A 17681-nucleotide genomic window follows, 5' to 3' on the forward strand; every position below is an offset into this window, starting at 1 on the left:
GGATTCTCCCACAGCGACCTGGCCCTCAGCCGCTACGGCGCGGGCTGCTCGGTGGGCATCGCGTACAGGAAGCCGACGACGTCGAGCTGCCCGGCGCCGAGCTGCGCGGGGGCGGCCTGGGCGGGATCAGCAGCGGGGTCGATCTGCCCGACGTCCGCCGCTGTCGGTTCGGTGAACGTCGCGGACGAGACCGAGATCAGGCGGGTGCCCATCTGCAACGCGTTCAGGAACGCCGACAGCTGCTCGGTGCTGCCCATGGCAGAGACCGTGACGGGGATCGCCGCGAGGTTGTCGCCGGTGATCAGCGGGCTGGTGAAGGGCATCGGCGCGCCGTTGACCGCCTCCGGCGCGGCCGCCGGCGCCGGAGCCTCCGCGTCATCGCCCTCCGCCGGTTCCGCCGGTTCAGCCGGACTCTCGGCCGGGGGCGGCGCGGTCTCATCGAGCGGCGGCAGATAGACCATCGCGGCGTCCGTCGTGACACCGCTGAGCGTGACACCGCTCTGCTGGGCGAGAGCATCGACTTGTCGGAGGAACGCCGCATACTCCTCGCCCGACGGTAGTCCCTCAACGAGAGCGTCGTGCTCGGCGTGCAATGCGTCGATCCCGACGGCGGCCTCCTCGAGCGCGATCAGCCGCGTCTCGTGCACCATGTTCTGCGCTTCGACCGCGGAGCGATCGTCGTCTGCGCGCGCAGCAGCGTCAAGGCTCGGCGATATCGCGCCGAACCACCCGCCGAGTGCGACGCCGACCGCGAGCAGCGCGGCGCCCAGGCTCCAGAGCCGGTCCTTGGCGTTCATCAGTTCTCCTCGGCATCAGTGCTGGCGGCTTCCGCGTTGTCTGTCGCGTCTCCGCTGGCATTGGCAGCGGGTGCCTCCGCTGGACCGACATCGATCGGTGCGTAGCGACCGGTGTAGGCGCCCTCCCCGAGGTGCAGCACGAAGGTGGTCTCGGCGACGCCTGCGTCGGCGGCCGTGTTGGTCGGCACCTGCACATCGGCGAAGCCCGGCACCGCTTCCAGCGCGTCGACCACGTCGGCGGCCGACATGATGCTCGAGGTCTGGACGGAGATGGAGACGGTCGCGACGCGCGGCCCCTGCAGCGGCACGCCGGCCTGCACGTAGGCCTGCATCGGCGATGCGCCGTCGACGAAGAGCTCGGTGACGACGGCACCGGCGGGCAGCTTCGAACGGACGTCGGCGAGCACCGCCTGCCAGTCGATCTCGGTGCCCGTGATCACCTGTCTCGCCGCGGTGCGCTCCTCGATCTGGCGCTGCAGCGTGGTGACCTCGACGAACTCCGCCTGGCGCGCGAGCAGCGCCTCGGTGCGCTGCGCGGTGGAAGCCAGTCGCACCTCCGCGAGGATCGCGGCATAGGTCGCCGCGGCGCCACCGCCCGCAGTGGCGACGATCGCGAGCACGGCGACCGCGATGACGCCGCGGCGCGTGCGGTTGCTCTTGCGAGTCTCGCGCACCTCCCGTGGCAGCAGGTCGACGCCGGGCGATCCGCCGAGCACCAGCGTCTGCCCCGCTGCGGGGCCATCGCCAATGGTGAGACCGAAGACCTTCATGCTGCGCTCCGCATCGCCAGGCCGACGGCAACGACCGCCCGCGTCGAATCTGCCGCCGTGCGATCGCGATCTCGGTCGCGCACCGCGAGGGCGCCGAAGGGATTGCCGCGCTGGATGGGCATCCGCAGCACTTCGCCCAGCGCCGCGGTGAAGCCCGCGAGGCTCGCGCCGTCGCCGGTCAGCATCGCGCTCCGCACCGGGAGTCCTGGGCGCGCTGAGGCGAAGTAGGTGATGGTGTTGCGCACGCCGGTGACCAGCTCTCCCGTGACCTCGCGGATCGCGTCGACCGCCGGCTGGTCGTGCGGAGCGATCTCCTGCACGCCGAGGCCGAGCGCACGCTTCGCGGCCTCTGCAGTCTGCCGGTCGATGTCGAGCCTGGAATGCAGCGCATGCGTCACCTCATCGCCGCCCGTGGGGATGATGCGCACGAACTGCGGCACGCCGCCGCTGACGATCACGACCGACGTGGTGTGCGCGCCGACATCGACGACCGCGACCGCGTCCTCGGCATCCGTGACGGGCAGCAGCGCGCGGCTGATCGCGAACGGCACGAAGTCCACCGACTGCGGCTCGAGCTTCGCACGCCGGACAGCGTCGATGGTGGCGAGCACGCCCTCCTTCATGGCGGCGACGAGCAGGCCCTGCACCTGACCGTGGCCCGCGTCGGCGATGGGATAGAAGTCGAGGATCGCGTCGGCGACGGGCACCGGCAGCAGGTCATGCACCTGGAAGGGCAGCGACTCGCGGATGATCGGCAGCGGTGCGTTCTGCACCGTGAGCTCGCGAGCGATCACCTTGTCGTTGCCGATGCCGAGCACGACACGGTTGGTCGAGAACTTCCCCTGCTTCCACAGCGTCTTCAGCGCCGAGGTGATCACCTGCGGCTCGATGACCTCGCCTCGCTGCAGCACGCCGCTGGGGAGTGCGAGCGAGTGATAGCGCACGAGCTTCGGGCCCTTGCGCGTGCGCGTGACCTCTGCGGCACGGATGCCCGTGGCGCCGATGTCGAGCCCGACGATGCTGTTGCTCATCGATATCCCCTTATTCCAGTCCTACGAGGCGCAGGTATGCGTGCCAGATCGGCGCACCCGCGAAGATCGCGACGCCCGCGCCAGCGAGCATCCATGGGCCGAACGGGATGCCGCTGCCGCGACCCACCCGTCCGAGCAGCGCGAGCACGAGTGCGAAGAGCCCGCCGAGCAGGAAGGCGGCGAAGGCGCCGACCGCCAGCTCGGGCCAGCCGAGCCAGCCGAGCGCCATGCCGATCACGCCCGCGAGCTTCACGTCGCCCATCCCCATGCCACGCGGGTAGGCGAAGGCCATGAGCAGGTAGCCCGACCACAGGATGGCCGCGCCGAGCGCCGCGCGCAGCATGGCGCCCGGGTCGCCCGTGACGAGTCCGGCGATGCCGAGCAGCGCGGCCAGCACCGGGTAGGACGGCAGCACGATCGCGTCGGGCAGCCGGTGCGTGTCGAGGTCGATCCAGGCGAGAGCGATGCCGATGCCCGCGAGCACCAGGAAGGCGAGGGTCTCGGCGACGGCGCCGATGCCGGCGGCGAGCGAAGTCTCGAATGCCACCCAGGGCGCGAAGCGCAGCACGATCGCCGCGAACGCGACGCCCGTGAGCAGCTCGACGAACGGATAGCGCACCGAGATCGGCGAGGCGCAGTCGCGGCACTTGCCGCGCAGCAGCAGCCAGCTGAGCACCGGCACGTTGTCGAACGGGCGGATCTCGCTGCCACACCCTCCGCACGCGCTCGGCGGTCGCACGATCGATCGCCCGGCCGGCACCCGGAAGATGACGACGTTGAGGAACGAGCCGATCAGGAGCCCGAAGCCGCCGGTGACCGCGGTGGCCGCGGCGATCATCGCCAGGTCCCGTCTGCGTTGATCGCCGGATCTGTTTCGATCCAGGTGGAGACGCCGTAGGACGTCGTCACCGGCGAGAGGAAGTGGGGCGGCGAGCGGAAGCGTAGGCGCGGGTCGTAGAGGTAGTTCTTGTCGTACCCGCTGCCGTAGTAGCCCATGACCTGGACGATCCCGCGATAGGCCTGTGCGATCGAGCCACGCACGGTGAGGGTGCCGACATCGCCGCGCACGCTCGTGTTCTGCACCGCGAAGCTGCGCAGCGACAGGATCGCGGCCTCGATCGTGATGTTCGGTGAGTCGGTGCCGTACGACGTGCAGTTCTTCCCATTCTTGTTGCAGGTCTCGAACTCGGGATTCCAGACGTAGACCATGTTGTTGCCGATCAGGCCCAGCATGTCGTCGTCCCGATCCACGTACGTCGTGTTGCCCGTGATGTACACGAAGTTCTCGGCCGCGAAGGTCACCTGTCCGTTGAGCGTGCCCTTGATGAAGAGGTCGCCACTGTGGCAGCCGTAGGGCGCCACGCCCGCAACCGTGTCGGGGAGGTGCTCGTTGGAGAGCGGGAACCCGACGTCGTTGCCGTTCGCGCAGCCGCTGGGCACCTTCCGGTAGTTCGCGTCGCCGACGACCGACGGCACGTTCTGCACATAAACCGCGCCTGCGTCCGGCACCGAGACGGTGGCGCCCGTCGAGGAGCCCAGCTGGCCCGAGCCCGTGCCCGGAACGCCGCAGGCCGCGGACGAGGGCAGCACGCTGCGCGTCAGCGGCGATCGCACGACCATCTTGCCGTTGGAGAGCAGCTGCACCGTCGTCGGACCGGTGTAGACGCAGCCGGAGTCGACCGCCGCCGAGCGAATCTGTCCGTTCGTCTCGGGCATGCCGAGCACCGGGAGGTACGAGGGCGTCTGCCCGCGCTGCGGATCTGGCACCGCGAACGACGCCGCGCCTCCCGAGCTCGTGCACCGGTGGCGGGGCCCGATCAGGGGGTTCCACGAGGTGGTGACCGCTGCTCGGAAGGTCGATCCGCACGCATAGATGATGTCGTTCGAGTGCACCTGTCCGTCGATGACGTCGTTCGACGCGAAGTGGATGACGCCGCACCCTGTCGGCCGGGGCGGCGTCGACCAGGCATAGCTGTAGCAGACGCTGCCGTACTTGTTGAGGGCCGGGTCCTGGATCTCGCGGTCGGTGAAGTAGAGGTAGTGCACGAAGCCCGACTGCCGCAGGTCGGCGACGATGGAGCGAGTCTCCTCCCCCACCCGTCCGGTCGATCGCACGCGCAGCACGCCCTCGCTGTAATAGGCGGAGGTGTCCACCTCGTAGCGGTAGCTCGCGGTGCCGTCCGACCCTGGCACGGTCGCCCAGGCTCCGTCGAAGCCGAATGCAGGATTGCTCCGGTCCTCGAGCAGGGTGCTGCTGGCGCTGAACGGTGCGTCGTCGTTTCCGAAGCGCACGTAGTCGGGGTTCTCGGAGAGCCAGCTCTGGTACTCCTCGATGCCGGCATACGCGGCGCTGAGGGCACCGTTCCAGTTCACGTCGTCTTTCGCGTAGCGCATGCCCGAGACGGTGAAGACGACGGCCGTCGCGATCAGCGCGGTCACGAGCGCCCCAATGCCGATCACCAGGATGAGCGCGATGCCGCGCTCGCGATCATCCACAGGCATCCGCATCGCTCGCGCGCCAGGCAGCCCGGTCAGGGTGCGTCGCATCATGGTGTTGTCCTCGTCCTAGTCACATCGAGATTCGGCAGCGACACGATCGAATCCATCTCCGCCAGCGAGGCGCCGCTGTTCGAGTGCGTCTGCACGGCGATCCTCACGTGCACTGCGGCGATCTCGCGCCGCTCTGGCTCGGTGAGCACCCGGGCCGGCAGCGCAGTGCCGTTGGCGCGCAGGAATGTGAACGGCGCCGCCGACGTCACGTCTCGGGCGATCACACGGGTGCGGCTGGGGGTGCTGCTGTAGACCCAGATGCCGCCTGACTTGCTGGAGGCGTAGCGCGTCTCGACGAGCTCTCCGGATGCGGTGTTGATGGCGAGCGTGACGCGCGTGGGTCCTTCATCAGTGTTGTCGACATCGACATAGGCGTTCATGGTCAGGGATCCGGGTGCCGCTGCGGAGAAGACGGGGGCGGGCTGCCAGCCGCTCGAATCGATCTCGGTGCCGGCGCGGATGACGCGCGTCATCTTCTGCATCGCCAGCGCGGCCTGGTTCGTGCTGTCCTGCTGCGATTCTTGCCGCGAAAAGTTCTGGGACACCGAGACGACCATGGTCGTGATCAGCGTCGTGACGATCGCCAGCAGCGAGATCGCGACGAGCAGCTCGATGAGCGTCAGTCCTCGTTCGCGATCGAGGTCGCGAGGCGCGCGACTCATGGCGCCACCTCGCGGGGATCGAGCGTGACGACGTTCCCAGAGAGGTTCGCTCCCCGGCTCAGGGGCGTCACGCTCACCGGCAAGCCGATTGCCGTGAACTCCCAGGTGCCGTAGGGCACCGCGATGACGCCGCCGAGCGGCACGTTCTTGTATTCGAGCTGGATGCTCGCGTCGCAGGTCGGGTCGTCCGGACGACCGGTTCTCGCGGTCGCGCGCAGCGTCACGATCGCGAGCGGCACGCGGACGATGCCCATCGGCACGTCGGCAGTCACCGTGGCGCCCGGCTCGCCGCTGATCTCGGTCGCGACGCCGGGTGCGAGATTCTCCACGCCGACGATGCCCTCGGTCCAGGCCGTCGGGTCGAGCGCATCGCACTCATCGCCGTTCGCCTGCTGGAACTCGCCTGCGACCACGCGATAGCTGACGCGTGGATGCGCCCCGACGGTCTGTCGGGCAGCTGTGGTCGGCAGCGTGTAGGTGCGAACGCCATAGGTGCTCAGCAGTGTGAGGGGCATCGAGCTCGGCATGCGAGCGGAGCTGCCCGGCGCGAAGGTGAGGTCGAGTCGCGCCGCGAGGTCGTACTGCAGACCCACGGTGGTCGACGACCCCGCTTGCACACTCACGTCGCGCTGCAGCGGCGTCTCCTGCAGCACGCCCGTGTAGCCGCTCTTCGCGATCGTCACGTCGTAGGTGCCCTTCGGCACCTGGAGGAAGTAGGCGCAGCCCTGCGCATCGCTCGTGACGTTCGGGATGCTCGCGCCGCCCGATGTCGCGGTGAGCGAGACGGTCGCGCCGCCCACGCCCTCGCCGATCGAGTCGATGATGGAGACGAGCACCGTGCCCTTGGAGGGATCGTTGATGCGCTCGGTTGGGCTGATGAGGGTGTCGGCGCGCACGGGCTCGGCACTCGCGCGCATGCCGTCCCACGTCACGGTGACGTGCACGCGCTTGAAGCGCAGGTTGCCGCCACCGCACGAGACGGTGGAGCTGGTGTCGCCGACCCAGGCGGTCTCGCGCCGCACGTGGAAGATGGTGCCGTTGACCGTCACGTCGCGCGTGTCGTTCAGCAGGGTGAAGAGATCTGGGGTGTCGTGCGCGAAGTCGATCTCGCCCGCGGCGAGGTTGGCTGCCACATGCTGCGCGCGTGACTGCTGGGTGAGTGTGGTGATCTGCACCAGAGAGGAGAGCACGAGCGTCGAGATGATGGCGAAGACGAACATCGCCACCAAGACCTCGATGAGCGTCATGCCGCGGTCGCCGTCGGCGACGGGCGTGAACCGTGCACGGATGCTGCGCAAGGTGCTCTCCTCTCTTGGTGTGGGGGCGTGTCCGCGGCTGATGTCGCCGCGGCCACCTGGTGCCGGCTTAGCTCACGGCCAAGCCTGCAGGCCGCCCGCTGCGCTGTCGTACGAGAGGTTGTCGCCCAGGTCCGGGTGATCTGCCGTGATCGTGAAGCCGCCAGCGGTCGCGGTGACCGTGATACCGGTCGCGGTGTTGGACTTCTGGAAGCCTGCAGCCACGAGGTTTGCTTCGGATCCGTCGAGCGCCGCGTACGAGCCCGCGTTCTGGACAGCGTGCGTCTCCGCCGCGAGCGCGGCGTTCTTCAGGTCCGACTCGACCTCGGCGCGCCAGGCGCTCTCGCGCTGGTTCAGGAAGACGGGGATGGCGATGCCGGCGAGGATGCCGATGATGATGACGACGACGAGCAGCTCGATGAGCGTGAAGCCCTTCTGGGTCTCTTCGCCGTTCTGGAGTGCAGCACGGCGGTCGCCGAGCACGCGGAGCATTTTCTGCATGGTCTTACCTATCTGTGTTGGGGTTGGGGTCAGGATGAGAGGGAGAGTCATCTGGGAGCAGCGTGAACACGAAGGCCCATCACCTCAGATCTGCTCGAAGATGGTGAAGATGGGCATATAGAGGGCGACGATCATCGCCCCGATCAGAGTCCCGACGCCTGCGATGAGGATCGGCTCGATGATCGAAGTCATCTGGGACGTGGTCGCCTCGACCTCGTCGTCGTAGGCGTCGGCGATCTTGGCGAGCATCATCTCCATGGAGCCGGCGTCCTCGCCCACCGTGATCATCTGCACCACCATGGGAGGGAAGACGGGCTCCTGCGCCAACTGGTCGGCCACGGCGCGACCCTCGCGGACAGCTTCGGCGATGCGATTGGATGCCTGTCGGATCACGGCGTTGCCGGAGATCTCGCCGACGACGCGCAGGGCGAGCACGATGGGCACGCCAGCGCCGAGCAGGGCCGCGAAGTTGCGGGTGAAGCGAGCGAGCGCGATCTTCTGCATGAGCACGCCGAAGACGGGCAGCTTCAGCAGCACCGGATCGACGGCCGCTCGCACGGCGTCGTCGTGCTTGTGCTTGCCCCACCACACGCTGAAGGCGATCGAGCCGATGATGAGCAGCGGCCCGAGCCACACCATGTTGCCCGAGATCACGACGAGCATCTGCGTCGGCAGCGGAAGCTCGCCGCCCATGTCCGAGAACATCTTCTCGAAGATCGGCACGATGAACCACAGCATGCCGACCACGGCGAGCAGCGCCATGCTGACGACCACCATCGGGTAGGCCATCGCCGACTTCACGGTGTTGCGCAGCTTGACCTCCTTCTCGAAGGAGGTCGCCACCGAGTTGAGCGCGTCGTCGAGGAAGCCGCCGGTCTCGCCCGCGGCGATGAGCTGCACCATGAGCGGCGGGAACACCTCGCCGTGCTTGGCGAACGAGCCCGACAGTGAGCCGCCGGTCTCGACGTCGCTGCGCACCTCGTCGAGGAGCTTCCGCAGCGTCTTGTTCTCGGTCTGCTCCGCGAGGATCTTCAGCGCCCGCAGCAGCGACAGGCCCGCGGAGGTCATGGTCGACATCTGCCGGCTCATGATCGCGAGGTCCTTGAGCCCGACGCCCTTGCCGAACGGCAGCTCGATGTCGCGCTGGAGGCCGGTGCCGGCGCCCTTCTCGTCGACGCTGACGGGCGTCAGCCCCATCTCCCGCATGCGCGAGATGGCGGCACCCTGGCTCGGCGCGTCGATGCGCCCCTTGACCGTCTTGCCACCAGCGTCACGGCCGCGGTACTGCCACGTCTTCGCGATGGTCATGCTCGCTGCCCCCTCGAGAAGGTGTCACCGAAGTCGACGCCGGCGTCGAGCCCGGCGCCGGTGCTTGCGGTGGTGAGCATGTCGAGCATCTCGTCGACGCTCTGCGCCTTGTCGCGCGCCGCCTCCTCGCGAATGATGCCGCGGTTGACGAGTTCGGCGAGGTGCTGATCCATCGTGCGCATGCCGAGCGAGGCCCCGGCCTGCAGCGCGCTGGGGATCTGGTGCGTCTGTCCCTCGCGGATGAGGTTCGAGATGGCGGATGTGGCGACGAGGACCTCGCTCGCGGCGACGCGTCCACGGCCGCCGCTCTTGGGCACGAGCGTCTGGCAGACGACGCCCTGCAGCGTGGCGGCCAGCTGCGCGCGCACCTGGCTCTGCTGGTGCGGCGGGTAGACGTCGATGATGCGGTCGATGGTCTGCGCGGCGCTCTGCGTGTGCAGGGTCGCGAAGACGAGGTGGCCGGTCTCGGCGGCGGTGAGGGCGACCGAGATGGTCTCGAGGTCGCGGAGCTCACCGATCAGCACGACATCCGGGTCCTGGCGCAGCATGTGCTTGAGGGCCGACGCGAAGCTGCGGGTGTCGTGGCCGACCTCGCGCTGGTTCACGACCGCCTTCTTGCGCGGGTGGAGGAACTCGATCGGATCCTCGACCGTGATGATGTGCTCGGCACGCGTGCGGTTGACGAGGTCGATGAGGGCCGCGAGGGTCGTCGACTTGCCCGAGCCCGTGGGGCCCGTGACGAGCACGAGTCCGCGCGGCAGCGTCGCGAAGCGCGAGATGCTCTGCGGCAGCTCGAGCTCCTCGATCGAGCGGATGCGCGTGGGGATCAGGCGGAACGCCGCGCCCTGCGCGGAGCGCTGCTGGTAGATGTTGACGCGGAATCGCGCGGTGTCAGAGAGCTGGAAGGCGAAGTCGAGCTCGAGCTCGCGCTCGAACTGCTCGCGCTGCGGGCCGGTGAGGATGGCATTGATCGCGCGCTCGACACGCTCCCTCGACCAGATGCCGAACTCCTCGAGCGGCACGAGCGATCCGTCGACGCGCATGGTCGGCGGGGACTCGGCGGTCACGTGGAGGTCGGATGCCCCGACGCGCACGACCCACTGCAGCGCGACCAGCAGATCCTGCTCGTCGCCGCGCGGCTCCGGCAGCTCCGGTGCCGCCTCGCCCGAGGGCTCGAAGCGCGTCTGCGCGGAACGCTGCCGCAGGCTCGCGCGGGTCTCGCCGGTTGCTTCTTCGAGGTTGGTCATACGATCACCCGCACCACTTCGTCGATCGATGTGAGCCCCATCGATGCCTTGTGCCACGCGTCCTGCCGCAGCGAGCGCATGCCCTGCGAAGCCGCGACGCGCGCGATCTCGGCAGTCGACTCGCGCGCGACGGTGAGCCGCTCGATCTCCTCGGTCACGCTCATCACCTCGTGGATCGCGATGCGACCGCGGTAGCCGGTCTTCGAGCAGTGCGTGCAGCCGACGGGCTGGAACACCTCCGTGGTCGGGCCGACGTCGAAGCCCATCGCGGCGAACTGCTCGGGCTGGCGAGCATCCGGCTGCTTGCAGCGGTCGCAGAGCTTGCGCACGAGTCGCTGGGCCACGATGCAGTCGAGCGCCGACCCGACGAGGAAGGGCTCGATGCCCATCTCCGTCAGTCGCGTGACCGCGCTGGGCGCGTCGTTCGTGTGGAGGGTCGAGAGCACGAGGTGGCCGGTGAGCGAGGCCTCGATGGCGATCTGCGCCGTCTCGTGGTCGCGGATCTCACCGATGAGGACGACATCGGGGTCGGAGCGCAGGATCGAGCGCAGCGCGGCGGCGAAGCTGAGGCCCGCCTTCGGGTGCACCTGCACCTGGTTGATGCCGGGCATCCGGTACTCGACCGGGTCTTCGACCGTGATCACGTTGACCTCGGGCCGAGCGACCTCGTTGAGCGTCGTGTAGAGGGTCGTGGACTTGCCCGAGCCGGTGGGTCCGGTGACCAGGATCATGCCGTAGGGCTTCTTGAAGGAGGCCTGGTAGCGGTCGAAGTTGTGCGGCAGCAGCCCGAGGTCGGAGAGCTGGAGCTTCAGGCTGCCGGTGTCGAGGATGCGCATGACGACCTTCTCGCCCCACACGGTCGGCAGCGTCGCCACGCGCAGGTCGATCTTGCGGTCCTCGTGCATGACCGACATGCGGCCGTCCTGCGGCCGGCGTCGTTCGGCGATGTCGATGTCGCTCATGATCTTGAGGCGAGAGATGATGCCCTGCTGCATGTTCTTGGGAGCGCCGGGCATCTCGTGCAGCACGCCGTCGACGCGGTAGCGCACGCGCACCGATCGCTCGGCGGGCTCGATGTGGATGTCGCTGGCGCGGTCCTGCACTGCCTGCGTGACGAGCAGGTTGACGAAGCGCACGATCGGCGCATCCTCATCGGCCGCATCGGCCATGCCGAAGCCCGCCGACTCCTCCTCGCGCTCATCCTCCTGGAGCGTCGCGGTGATGTCGTGCAGCTCGCTATCGGCGCGGTGGAAGCGGTCGATCGCGGCCAGCAGGTCGCCGCGCTCGGCGACGGCCGGCTGCACCGGCATGCCGGCGGCCTGACGGATGTCGTCGATCGCCAGCACATCGGCCGGGTCGGACATGGCGACGACCAGGCGACCGTCCTCGACGGCGAACGGGAGGATCGAGTGACGCCGCGCGGTGGCGCTCGGCACCCTCGCGACGGCGGCGCTGTCCACCGAGATCTCGCTCAGCACGACGAACGGCACGCCCGCCTGCATGGCTCTGGCGAGCGCCGCCTGCGCACCGGAGATGGTGCCGTCGTCGATGAGCATGCGGATCGCAGCCTCATCGTCCACGCCCGCTGCGACCAGCTCATCGCGGCGTGCCATGGAGAGATCGCCCTGGCGCACCAGCAAGTACGTCAACGACGCCAGATCGCGTCGTCGCTCGCTGGCGATGCCGACGGCCTCCGCGACGCTCGCAGGGACCGCACCGAACGGTGCGTGCATGGGACAGTTCCTTCGTGACAGGTGCGGGGCTGGGGACCCGCTGCTTCGGGAGATCGCCCTGGGGAAGCGATCGAGAGGAGCGTGACACGAGTGTTGCTCAGAGCGCAACGATGCTGTCGCCCAGGTTTTGCTCAGGAGCCTTCGTGCATGCTCAGCAAAGTTCGGGTTTCGGCCTGTCCGGCTTGACGATAACGTCGTTACCGCTCAGAATTGCACCATGAACCATCACACGGCTGCGCCGACGAGTGCGTGCCAGCATCAGCCGCGACGCCTCGCCAGACGCCTCCTCGCATCTGCGGCAGCGGGTCGCCATGAGTGACGCCACACCGCTCGGCGACGCCGAGCCGCCCGCTGGCCTGCGGGAGCGCAAGAAGCAGCTCGCGCGGCGCACCATCGCCGACGCGGCCTTCATGCTGACCGCCGAGCGCGGCCTCGACCATGTGACGATCGACCAGATCGCCGAGCGCGCGTTCGTCTCTCCCCGCACGGTCTCCAACTACTTCACGTCGAAGGAGGCCGCGATCGTCGCTGCCTACAACAACGCGCCGGTGGAGCTGCTGGTGGGGCTGCACGAGCGCCCCCTCGACGAGCCGCCGCTGCACTCGCTGCGCGTGGTGCTCACCGCGGCGCTCCGCGGATGGACGCAGGAGCAGCTCGACGCGCTGCGCGCCAAGGAGCAGCTGGTCGACCGATACCCCGCGCTCGTGCCGCACCGCATGGCGCAGTTCGACGAGCTCGAGAGCCTCATCCGCGTCGCGATCGCGGAGCGCACGGGCGTCGACCCGGAGACCGACCCCCATCCCAGGCTGGTCGCGGGCGCGGCGACCGCTGCGGTGAGGACCGCGATCCGCGTCTGGGACAACACCGACGGCGCGGCCGGCACGATCGGCGATCTGGTCGACCAGGCATTCCTCGATCTTGAGGCTGGCTTGAGTTCGGACGCCTGAACGCTGAGGTCGGAGCGCCGAGGCGGTCCTCGCGCCTCGATCCAGCTCCGAGCTGGGCGGTCGCGCTCGCCGCGTGCGAGCAACGTCAGCCGCGGTGATAGATTGGGCGCTGCTGCCTCGTGCAGCCCGGCCCCCATAGCTCAGGGGATAGAGCGTCTGCCTCCGGAGCAGAAGGCCGCAGGTTCGAATCCTGCTGGGGGCACGGACACGGCGGCCTGCGGGCCGCCTTCGTCGTTCGTGCAGAGACGACCTCGCCGGACAGGCGCATCGGCGTGCGACACGGCAACCGCTCAGCGTTGCAGACAATGCTGAGAATATCCCCAAAACAGCGTACGCTTACGCGCATGGGACGACCGAGACTGCACGATGAGCACCTGCGCCAGCGACTGCTGGAGGCGGCGACCGATCTGATGGCGGTCGACGGCCCAGACTTCTCGCTGCGCCCGCTGGTCGCATCCGTCGGCACCTCCACGTCGGCCGTCTACTCCCTCTTCGGCTCGCGCGGCGAGCTGCTCGAAGCCATCACGCTGCGCGCCGCGCGATCGTTCATCGACGCGCAGGAGGCGGCGCAGGTCGAGCACCCCATCCAGCGGATCCTGGGGCTCACGCACGCCATCCGGGCCTGGGCGATCACGCACCCGGCCATGTTCCACGTCGTCTTCGGCCGGGCTCACGATTCGGTGCCTGTCGCCGAGGCTCGCGAGAGCACGATCGAGCCGCTGCGGCGCGCGGTCAGCGCGGCCATCGACGAGGGCATCCTGCACGGCGAGGCCTCGACGACGACGCATACGATCTTCGCTGGCGTGCACGGCTTCATCTCCCTCGAGCTGCTCGGCCACTACGGCGCCGAGCAGGCGGACGCGCTCTTCACCTCGATGCTCGCCGCCATCTGGCGCAGCTGGGCAACGCCCGAGCACGCGAACGCCGTCGCCGCCTGAGGGTTGTCGCGCATACCCCTCGGGGGTATGATAGGTGCATCATGACCCTTGACACTGCAACCCCGGCACCTCCCCACGGCTACGCCGCCGACAAGGATGCGCTGCTGAAGCGCCTCCGTCGCGCGGAGGGCCAAGTGCGCGGCGTCGCCCGCATGGTCGATGAGGACGTGTACTGCATCGACATCCTCACGCAGGTCTCGGCCGCCACGAAGGCGCTCGAGACCGTCGCGCTTCAGTTGCTCGAGGATCATCTCGCGCACTGCGTCGCCGAGGCATCCGCCCAGGGCGGCCCGGTCGCGCAGCAGAAGCTCGCCGAAGCCAGCGCCGCGATCGCGCGCCTCGTGCGCTCCTGACCGCTCCCCTTCCGGCACCGACCACCACGATCCCGCGGCGCACCACGGTGCGACCCATGAACGAAAGGCATCCCATGCTCCAGAACGTCGAGATCACCTCCACCCCCGCCGCGACCGACGAGCAGGCAGGCGGATGCTGCGGCGGCGGCTGCTGCTCCACCTCGGCTGAGGCCACGTCGACCGACGCCGGCACCTCGCAGTCGTTCCAGGTCGAGGGCATGACCTGCGGCCACTGCGTCTCCTCCGTCACTGAGGAGCTCGCCGGGCTCGCCGGCGTCGAGCAGGTCAACGTGCAGCTGGTCGCCGGCGGCCGCTCGACCGTCACGGTCGCTTCCGACGCCCCGCTGCGCCTCGACGACGTGCGCGCCGCGGTCAGCGAGGCCGGCTACACGCTCGTGGAGGCCTGAGCCTCCTGCCAGAGAGCGCCGTCCCCGAGGTCGGGGGCGGCGCTTCTGCGCTTCGCGCGGGTCTCGTGACGCGTGCACCTGCGGTGCACGCTCCTCGACCAACGGGGCAGCGGGGTCTCGTGACGCGTGCACCTGCGGTGCGCGCTCCTCGACCGACGGGCACAGGTGGACTGCTATACCCCCAGGGGGTATAGTGGCGCTCGTGACTGACACCCAGACGACCGTCGACCTCGAGATCGGCGGCATGACCTGCAGCTCGTGCGCGAACCGCATTGAGCGCAAGCTGAGCAAGCTGACCGGCGCCGAGGCGAGCGTCAACTACGCCACCGAGGTCGCCCGCGTCACGCTGCCCGACGGTGTGACGATCGCGGATGCGATCCGCACCGTCGAGCAGACCGGCTACACCGCCGCGGTGCCCGAGCTCGAAGCCGCCGGCGATCGCGACGCCAGCGGCACGAGCCTCACGACGCGCCTCACCGCATCCGCGATCCTGGGCGCGCCGGTGCTGCTGCTCTCGATGGTGCCGCTGCTGCAGTTCCCCGGCTGGCAGTGGGTGGCGCTGGCGCTCACGCTGCCGGTGGCCACGTGGGGCGCCTGGCCGTTCCACCGCGCTGCCGCCGTCAACCTGCGCCACGGCGCGGCGACCATGGACACGCTCGTCTCGCTCGGTGTGATCGCAGCGCTCGGATGGTCGCTGTGGGCGCTGATCCTCGGCGACGCCGGGCGCATCGGCATGCACATGGAGATGCGCTGGTTCGGCAGCCACGGCGACGAGCTCTACCTCGAGGTCGCGGCGATCGTCACCGTCTTCCTGCTCGCGGGCCGCACCATCGAGCACCGCACCAAGCGCTCGAGCCAGCAGGCGATGCGCTCGCTCGCGCGGCTGGGCGCCAAGGAGGCGAGCGTGATCCGCGATGGGCTCGAGACGCGCATCCCGGTCGGCGACCTCGTGGTCGGCGACCGCTTCCGCGTCGTGCCGGGCGAGAAGGTCGCGGCAGACGGCGTGGTCGTCGAGGGCGCGTCGGCGATCGATGCATCGCTGCTGACCGGTGAATCGCTGCCCGTGGAGGTCACCCCGGGCAGCGAGGTCGTCGGGGCCACGATCAACGGCCACGGCATGCTCGTGGTGGAGGCGACCCGCGTCGGCGCCGACACCGAGCTCAGCCGCATCGCCGCGCTGCTCGAGCGCGCGCAGGACGGCAAGGCCGACGTGCAGCGCATCGCCGATCGCGTCTCGCAGTTCTTCGTGCCGACCGTGCTGGTGCTCTCGCTGCTGTCGCTCATCGGCTGGCTCGTGCTCACCGGCGACGTGACCGCGGCGTTCACCGCCGCCGTCGCGACGCTCATCATCGCCTGCCCGTGCGCGCTGGGCCTCGCGACCCCGACCGCGCTGCTGGCCGGCACGACGCGCGGGGCCGAGCTCGGCATCCTCATCCGCGACGCGCGCGTGCTCGAGTCGAGCCGCGGCATCACCACGATGCTGGTCGACAAGACCGGCACCGTCACCGAGGGCCGGATGAGCGTGGAGAGCGTCACCGCCGCGACCGGTGAGGATGCCGACGAGGCACTCCGCAGCGCGGCCGCCGTCGAGCGAGCGAGCGAGCACCCGATCGCGCGCGCAATCGTGGCGGCGGCGGGCGAGACACGGGTCGCGACCGACGTGCGCGCCGCGCAGGGCGCCGGCGTCGTGGGCATGGTCGACGGGCGCGCCGTGCAGGTGGGCAAGCCGGCATGGCTCGCCGACGACTGGGGCGTCACGATGCCGCCCGAGCTCGCCGCAGCGTTCGAGGCCGCCGAGGCGAAGGGCGCGACCGCGCTCGCGATCGCGTGGGATGGCACCATGCGCGCCGTCGTCGCGGTGCGTGACACGGTCAAGCCCTCCAGTCGCGCGGCCGTCGAGCGGCTCGCGGGGCTCGGCATCGACGTGATGCTGCTGACCGGCGACCACGAGCGGGCCGCCCGCGCCGTCGCCGACGAGGTCGGCATCGAGCGCGTCCTCGCCGGGGTCTCCCCCGCCCAGAAGGTCGACGCCGTGCGTGCCGAGCAGGCCGGCGGCGCGAAGGTCGCCATGGCGGGCGACGGCGTGAACGATGCCGCCGCGCTCGCTGCCGCCGATCTCGGCCTCGCCATGGGCACCGGCACCGACGCGGCGCAGCAGGCCGCCGACATCACGCTCGTGCACGGCGACCTCGCGGGCGCCGCCGACGCGGTCGCGCTCGCACGCCGCACGCTGCGCACGATCCGCGGCAACCTCTTCTGGGCCTTCGCCTACAACGTGCTGGCGATCCCGCTCGCGATGGCCGGACTGCTCAACCCGCTGATCGCCGGCGCCGCCATGGCGTTCTCGAGCGTCTTTGTCGTGCTGCACTCGCTGACGCTGCGCCGCTTCCGGCCGACGGCCTGAGCTGCGCGCTCGCGACCGCATCCGCCCACCCGCCGCGGGCTGATTCCCTCGTCAGCGGCAGCTCAGCCGTCGAGCTCGTCCAGGAACTCCTGCACCTGCCGGCGCACGCGATCACGGATGCGCCGCACCGAGTCGGTGCCGAGACCCGCGGGGTCGTCGAAGTCCCAGGCTTCGATCCGCTGGCCCTCGACCGCGTCGAAGGGGTGACGGATGAGCATGGTGACGATGACGTCGGCGGCACGAGCGACGTCCTCGGTCGCGGGCTTCGGGTACTGCTCGGTGAGCGGCACCCCGTCTTCCTCCATGACGTCAGCGACGGTCCGGAGCACCTCGACCGCCGGATTGATCGCCGCCGAGAGCGCCTCGACCCGGCCCTCGCCGAGCTCGTTCAGATAGGCGGCGGCCATCTGCGAGATGCCGTCGTTGCGGATCGACTCCACCAGGATCCGCAGCGGCCCGTCGTCGTCGCGCCGCTCGCCGCGCTCGATCGCCCGCAGCCGGTCGGCGGCGAACCGAAGCGCGAGCGGCGGCAGATGCGCGTGGGAGCGCGCTGCCCGAGCGAGGGATGCGTGCGAGTCGAACACGATGCGCTCCACGGAGCGCTCGTCCATCGCCGGGTGCTGCGCCGCCAGCTGCGCGGCGCCGCGGCGGAGGACCTGCTCTGGCGCATCCGCAGCATTCTCGGTCCCCGTCATGTCGGCTCCCTCGGTCGACGTGGCGATTCCAGGGTACGGGCGG

General features: G+C 69.7%; 17 protein-coding genes and 1 tRNA gene. 6 read left to right on the plus strand and 12 right to left on the minus strand.

Annotation, left to right across the window (positions count from 1 at the left end; translation table 11 throughout):
- Positions 1-32: 32 nt before the first annotated feature.
- The 11 genes from ABG090_RS09060 to ABG090_RS09110 all read right to left on the minus strand — a co-directional run bounded on the left by ABG090_RS09060 (position 33) and on the right by ABG090_RS09110 (position 11774).
- The gene (locus ABG090_RS09060; protein ID WP_347754158.1) at positions 33-797 is read right to left on the minus strand and encodes a hypothetical protein; all 765 of its coding nucleotides are present in this window, start codon (positions 795-797) and stop codon (positions 33-35) included.
- Positions 797-1567 (minus strand): hypothetical protein, encoded by a 771-nt coding sequence (locus tag ABG090_RS09065; RefSeq protein ID WP_347754159.1) that lies wholly within the window; start codon positions 1565-1567, stop codon positions 797-799. The genes ABG090_RS09060 and ABG090_RS09065 overlap by 1 nt, the downstream gene beginning before the upstream one ends.
- A complete protein-coding gene (pilM, locus tag ABG090_RS09070) occupies positions 1564-2598 on the minus strand; it encodes a type IV pilus assembly protein PilM (RefSeq protein ID WP_347754160.1) in 1035 nt (344 codons plus the stop codon). Before pilM ends, ABG090_RS09065 begins: the two co-directional genes overlap by 4 nt.
- Before the next feature lie 10 nt (positions 2599-2608).
- Complete coding sequence (locus ABG090_RS09075) at positions 2609-3436, minus strand: prepilin peptidase (protein WP_347754161.1); 828 nt, start codon at positions 3434-3436, stop codon at positions 2609-2611.
- Positions 3433-5148, minus strand: coding sequence for a hypothetical protein (locus ABG090_RS09080; RefSeq protein ID WP_347754162.1), 1716 nt, complete (start codon positions 5146-5148; stop codon positions 3433-3435). Before ABG090_RS09080 ends, ABG090_RS09075 begins: the two co-directional genes overlap by 4 nt.
- A complete protein-coding gene (locus tag ABG090_RS09085) occupies positions 5145-5810 on the minus strand; it encodes a type II secretion system protein (protein ID WP_347754163.1) in 666 nt (221 codons plus the stop codon). The genes ABG090_RS09080 and ABG090_RS09085 overlap by 4 nt, the downstream gene beginning before the upstream one ends.
- Complete coding sequence (locus ABG090_RS09090) at positions 5807-7108, minus strand: carboxypeptidase regulatory-like domain-containing protein (RefSeq protein ID WP_347754164.1); 1302 nt, start codon at positions 7106-7108, stop codon at positions 5807-5809. Before ABG090_RS09090 ends, ABG090_RS09085 begins: the two co-directional genes overlap by 4 nt.
- Positions 7109-7180: 72 nt before the next feature.
- On the minus strand, positions 7181-7606 hold the full coding sequence (locus tag ABG090_RS09095; protein WP_347754165.1) for a prepilin-type N-terminal cleavage/methylation domain-containing protein: 426 nt from the start codon (positions 7604-7606) through the stop codon (positions 7181-7183).
- Between the two features lie 84 nt (positions 7607-7690).
- A complete protein-coding gene (locus ABG090_RS09100) occupies positions 7691-8914 on the minus strand; it encodes a type II secretion system F family protein (protein ID WP_347754166.1) in 1224 nt (407 codons plus the stop codon).
- The gene (locus ABG090_RS09105; protein ID WP_347754167.1) at positions 8911-10161 is read right to left on the minus strand and encodes a type IV pilus twitching motility protein PilT; all 1251 of its coding nucleotides are present in this window, start codon (positions 10159-10161) and stop codon (positions 8911-8913) included. The genes ABG090_RS09100 and ABG090_RS09105 overlap by 4 nt, the downstream gene beginning before the upstream one ends.
- Complete coding sequence (locus tag ABG090_RS09110) at positions 10158-11774, minus strand: ATPase, T2SS/T4P/T4SS family (RefSeq protein WP_347757575.1); 1617 nt, start codon at positions 11772-11774, stop codon at positions 10158-10160. Before ABG090_RS09110 ends, ABG090_RS09105 begins: the two co-directional genes overlap by 4 nt.
- 431 nt (positions 11775-12205) lie before the next feature.
- On the opposite strand from ABG090_RS09110, the gene ABG090_RS09115 reads away from it, so the two are divergent.
- The 6 genes from ABG090_RS09115 (at position 12206) to ABG090_RS09140 (ending at position 16943) form a co-directional block, all read left to right on the plus strand.
- A complete protein-coding gene (locus tag ABG090_RS09115) occupies positions 12206-12841 on the plus strand; it encodes a TetR family transcriptional regulator (RefSeq protein WP_347754168.1) in 636 nt (211 codons plus the stop codon).
- 129 nt (positions 12842-12970) lie between these two features.
- A tRNA-Arg gene (locus ABG090_RS09120) sits at positions 12971-13043 on the plus strand.
- Between the two features lie 142 nt (positions 13044-13185).
- Positions 13186-13779, plus strand: a complete 594-nt coding sequence (locus ABG090_RS09125) for a TetR-like C-terminal domain-containing protein (RefSeq protein WP_347754169.1) — start codon at positions 13186-13188, stop codon at positions 13777-13779.
- 41 nt (positions 13780-13820) lie between these two features.
- Complete coding sequence (locus tag ABG090_RS09130) at positions 13821-14132, plus strand: metal-sensitive transcriptional regulator (RefSeq protein ID WP_347754170.1); 312 nt, start codon at positions 13821-13823, stop codon at positions 14130-14132.
- Between the two features lie 74 nt (positions 14133-14206).
- Positions 14207-14539: a cation transporter gene (locus ABG090_RS09135; protein ID WP_347754171.1), complete on the plus strand. Its 333-nt coding sequence runs from the start codon at positions 14207-14209 to the stop codon at positions 14537-14539.
- 244 nt (positions 14540-14783) lie between these two features.
- A complete protein-coding gene (locus ABG090_RS09140; RefSeq protein ID WP_347757577.1) occupies positions 14784-16943 on the plus strand; it encodes a heavy metal translocating P-type ATPase in 2160 nt (719 codons plus the stop codon).
- A gap of 62 nt (positions 16944-17005) precedes the next feature.
- Here the strand turns inward: ABG090_RS09140 and ABG090_RS09145 are convergent, their stop codons facing one another.
- Complete coding sequence (locus tag ABG090_RS09145) at positions 17006-17638, minus strand: arsenate reductase ArsC (protein ID WP_347754172.1); 633 nt, start codon at positions 17636-17638, stop codon at positions 17006-17008.
- Between the last annotated feature and the right edge of the window lie 43 nt (positions 17639-17681).

The organism is Agrococcus sp. ProA11 (genome assembly GCF_039880525.1).
GTDB lineage: Bacteria > Actinomycetota > Actinomycetes > Actinomycetales > Microbacteriaceae > Agrococcus > Agrococcus chionoecetis.

Coding starts and splice junctions, on each gene's coding strand:
- ABG090_RS09060 (WP_347754158.1), bottom strand. CDS start 797: ATGAACGCCAAGGACCGGCTCTGGAGCCTGGGCGCCGCGCTGCTCGCG.
- ABG090_RS09085 (WP_347754163.1), bottom strand. CDS start 5,810: ATGAGTCGCGCGCCTCGCGACCTCGATCGCGAACGAGGACTGACGCTC.
- ABG090_RS09095 (WP_347754165.1), bottom strand. CDS start 7,606: ATGCAGAAAATGCTCCGCGTGCTCGGCGACCGCCGTGCTGCACTCCAG.
- ABG090_RS09115 (WP_347754168.1), top strand. CDS start 12,206: ATGAGTGACGCCACACCGCTCGGCGACGCCGAGCCGCCCGCTGGCCTG.
- ABG090_RS09140 (WP_347757577.1), top strand. CDS start 14,784: ATGACCTGCAGCTCGTGCGCGAACCGCATTGAGCGCAAGCTGAGCAAG.
- ABG090_RS09125 (WP_347754169.1), top strand. CDS start 13,186: ATGGGACGACCGAGACTGCACGATGAGCACCTGCGCCAGCGACTGCTG.
- ABG090_RS09100 (WP_347754166.1), bottom strand. CDS start 8,914: ATGACCATCGCGAAGACGTGGCAGTACCGCGGCCGTGACGCTGGTGGC.
- ABG090_RS09135 (WP_347754171.1), top strand. CDS start 14,207: ATGCTCCAGAACGTCGAGATCACCTCCACCCCCGCCGCGACCGACGAG.
- pilM (WP_347754160.1), bottom strand. CDS start 2,598: ATGAGCAACAGCATCGTCGGGCTCGACATCGGCGCCACGGGCATCCGT.
- ABG090_RS09065 (WP_347754159.1), bottom strand. CDS start 1,567: ATGAAGGTCTTCGGTCTCACCATTGGCGATGGCCCCGCAGCGGGGCAG.
- ABG090_RS09145 (WP_347754172.1), bottom strand. CDS start 17,638: ATGACGGGGACCGAGAATGCTGCGGATGCGCCAGAGCAGGTCCTCCGC.
- ABG090_RS09130 (WP_347754170.1), top strand. CDS start 13,821: ATGACCCTTGACACTGCAACCCCGGCACCTCCCCACGGCTACGCCGCC.
- ABG090_RS09110 (WP_347757575.1), bottom strand. CDS start 11,774: ATGGCACGCCGCGATGAGCTGGTCGCAGCGGGCGTGGACGATGAGGCT.
- ABG090_RS09080 (WP_347754162.1), bottom strand. CDS start 5,148: ATGATGCGACGCACCCTGACCGGGCTGCCTGGCGCGCGAGCGATGCGG.
- ABG090_RS09105 (WP_347754167.1), bottom strand. CDS start 10,161: ATGACCAACCTCGAAGAAGCAACCGGCGAGACCCGCGCGAGCCTGCGG.
- ABG090_RS09075 (WP_347754161.1), bottom strand. CDS start 3,436: ATGATCGCCGCGGCCACCGCGGTCACCGGCGGCTTCGGGCTCCTGATC.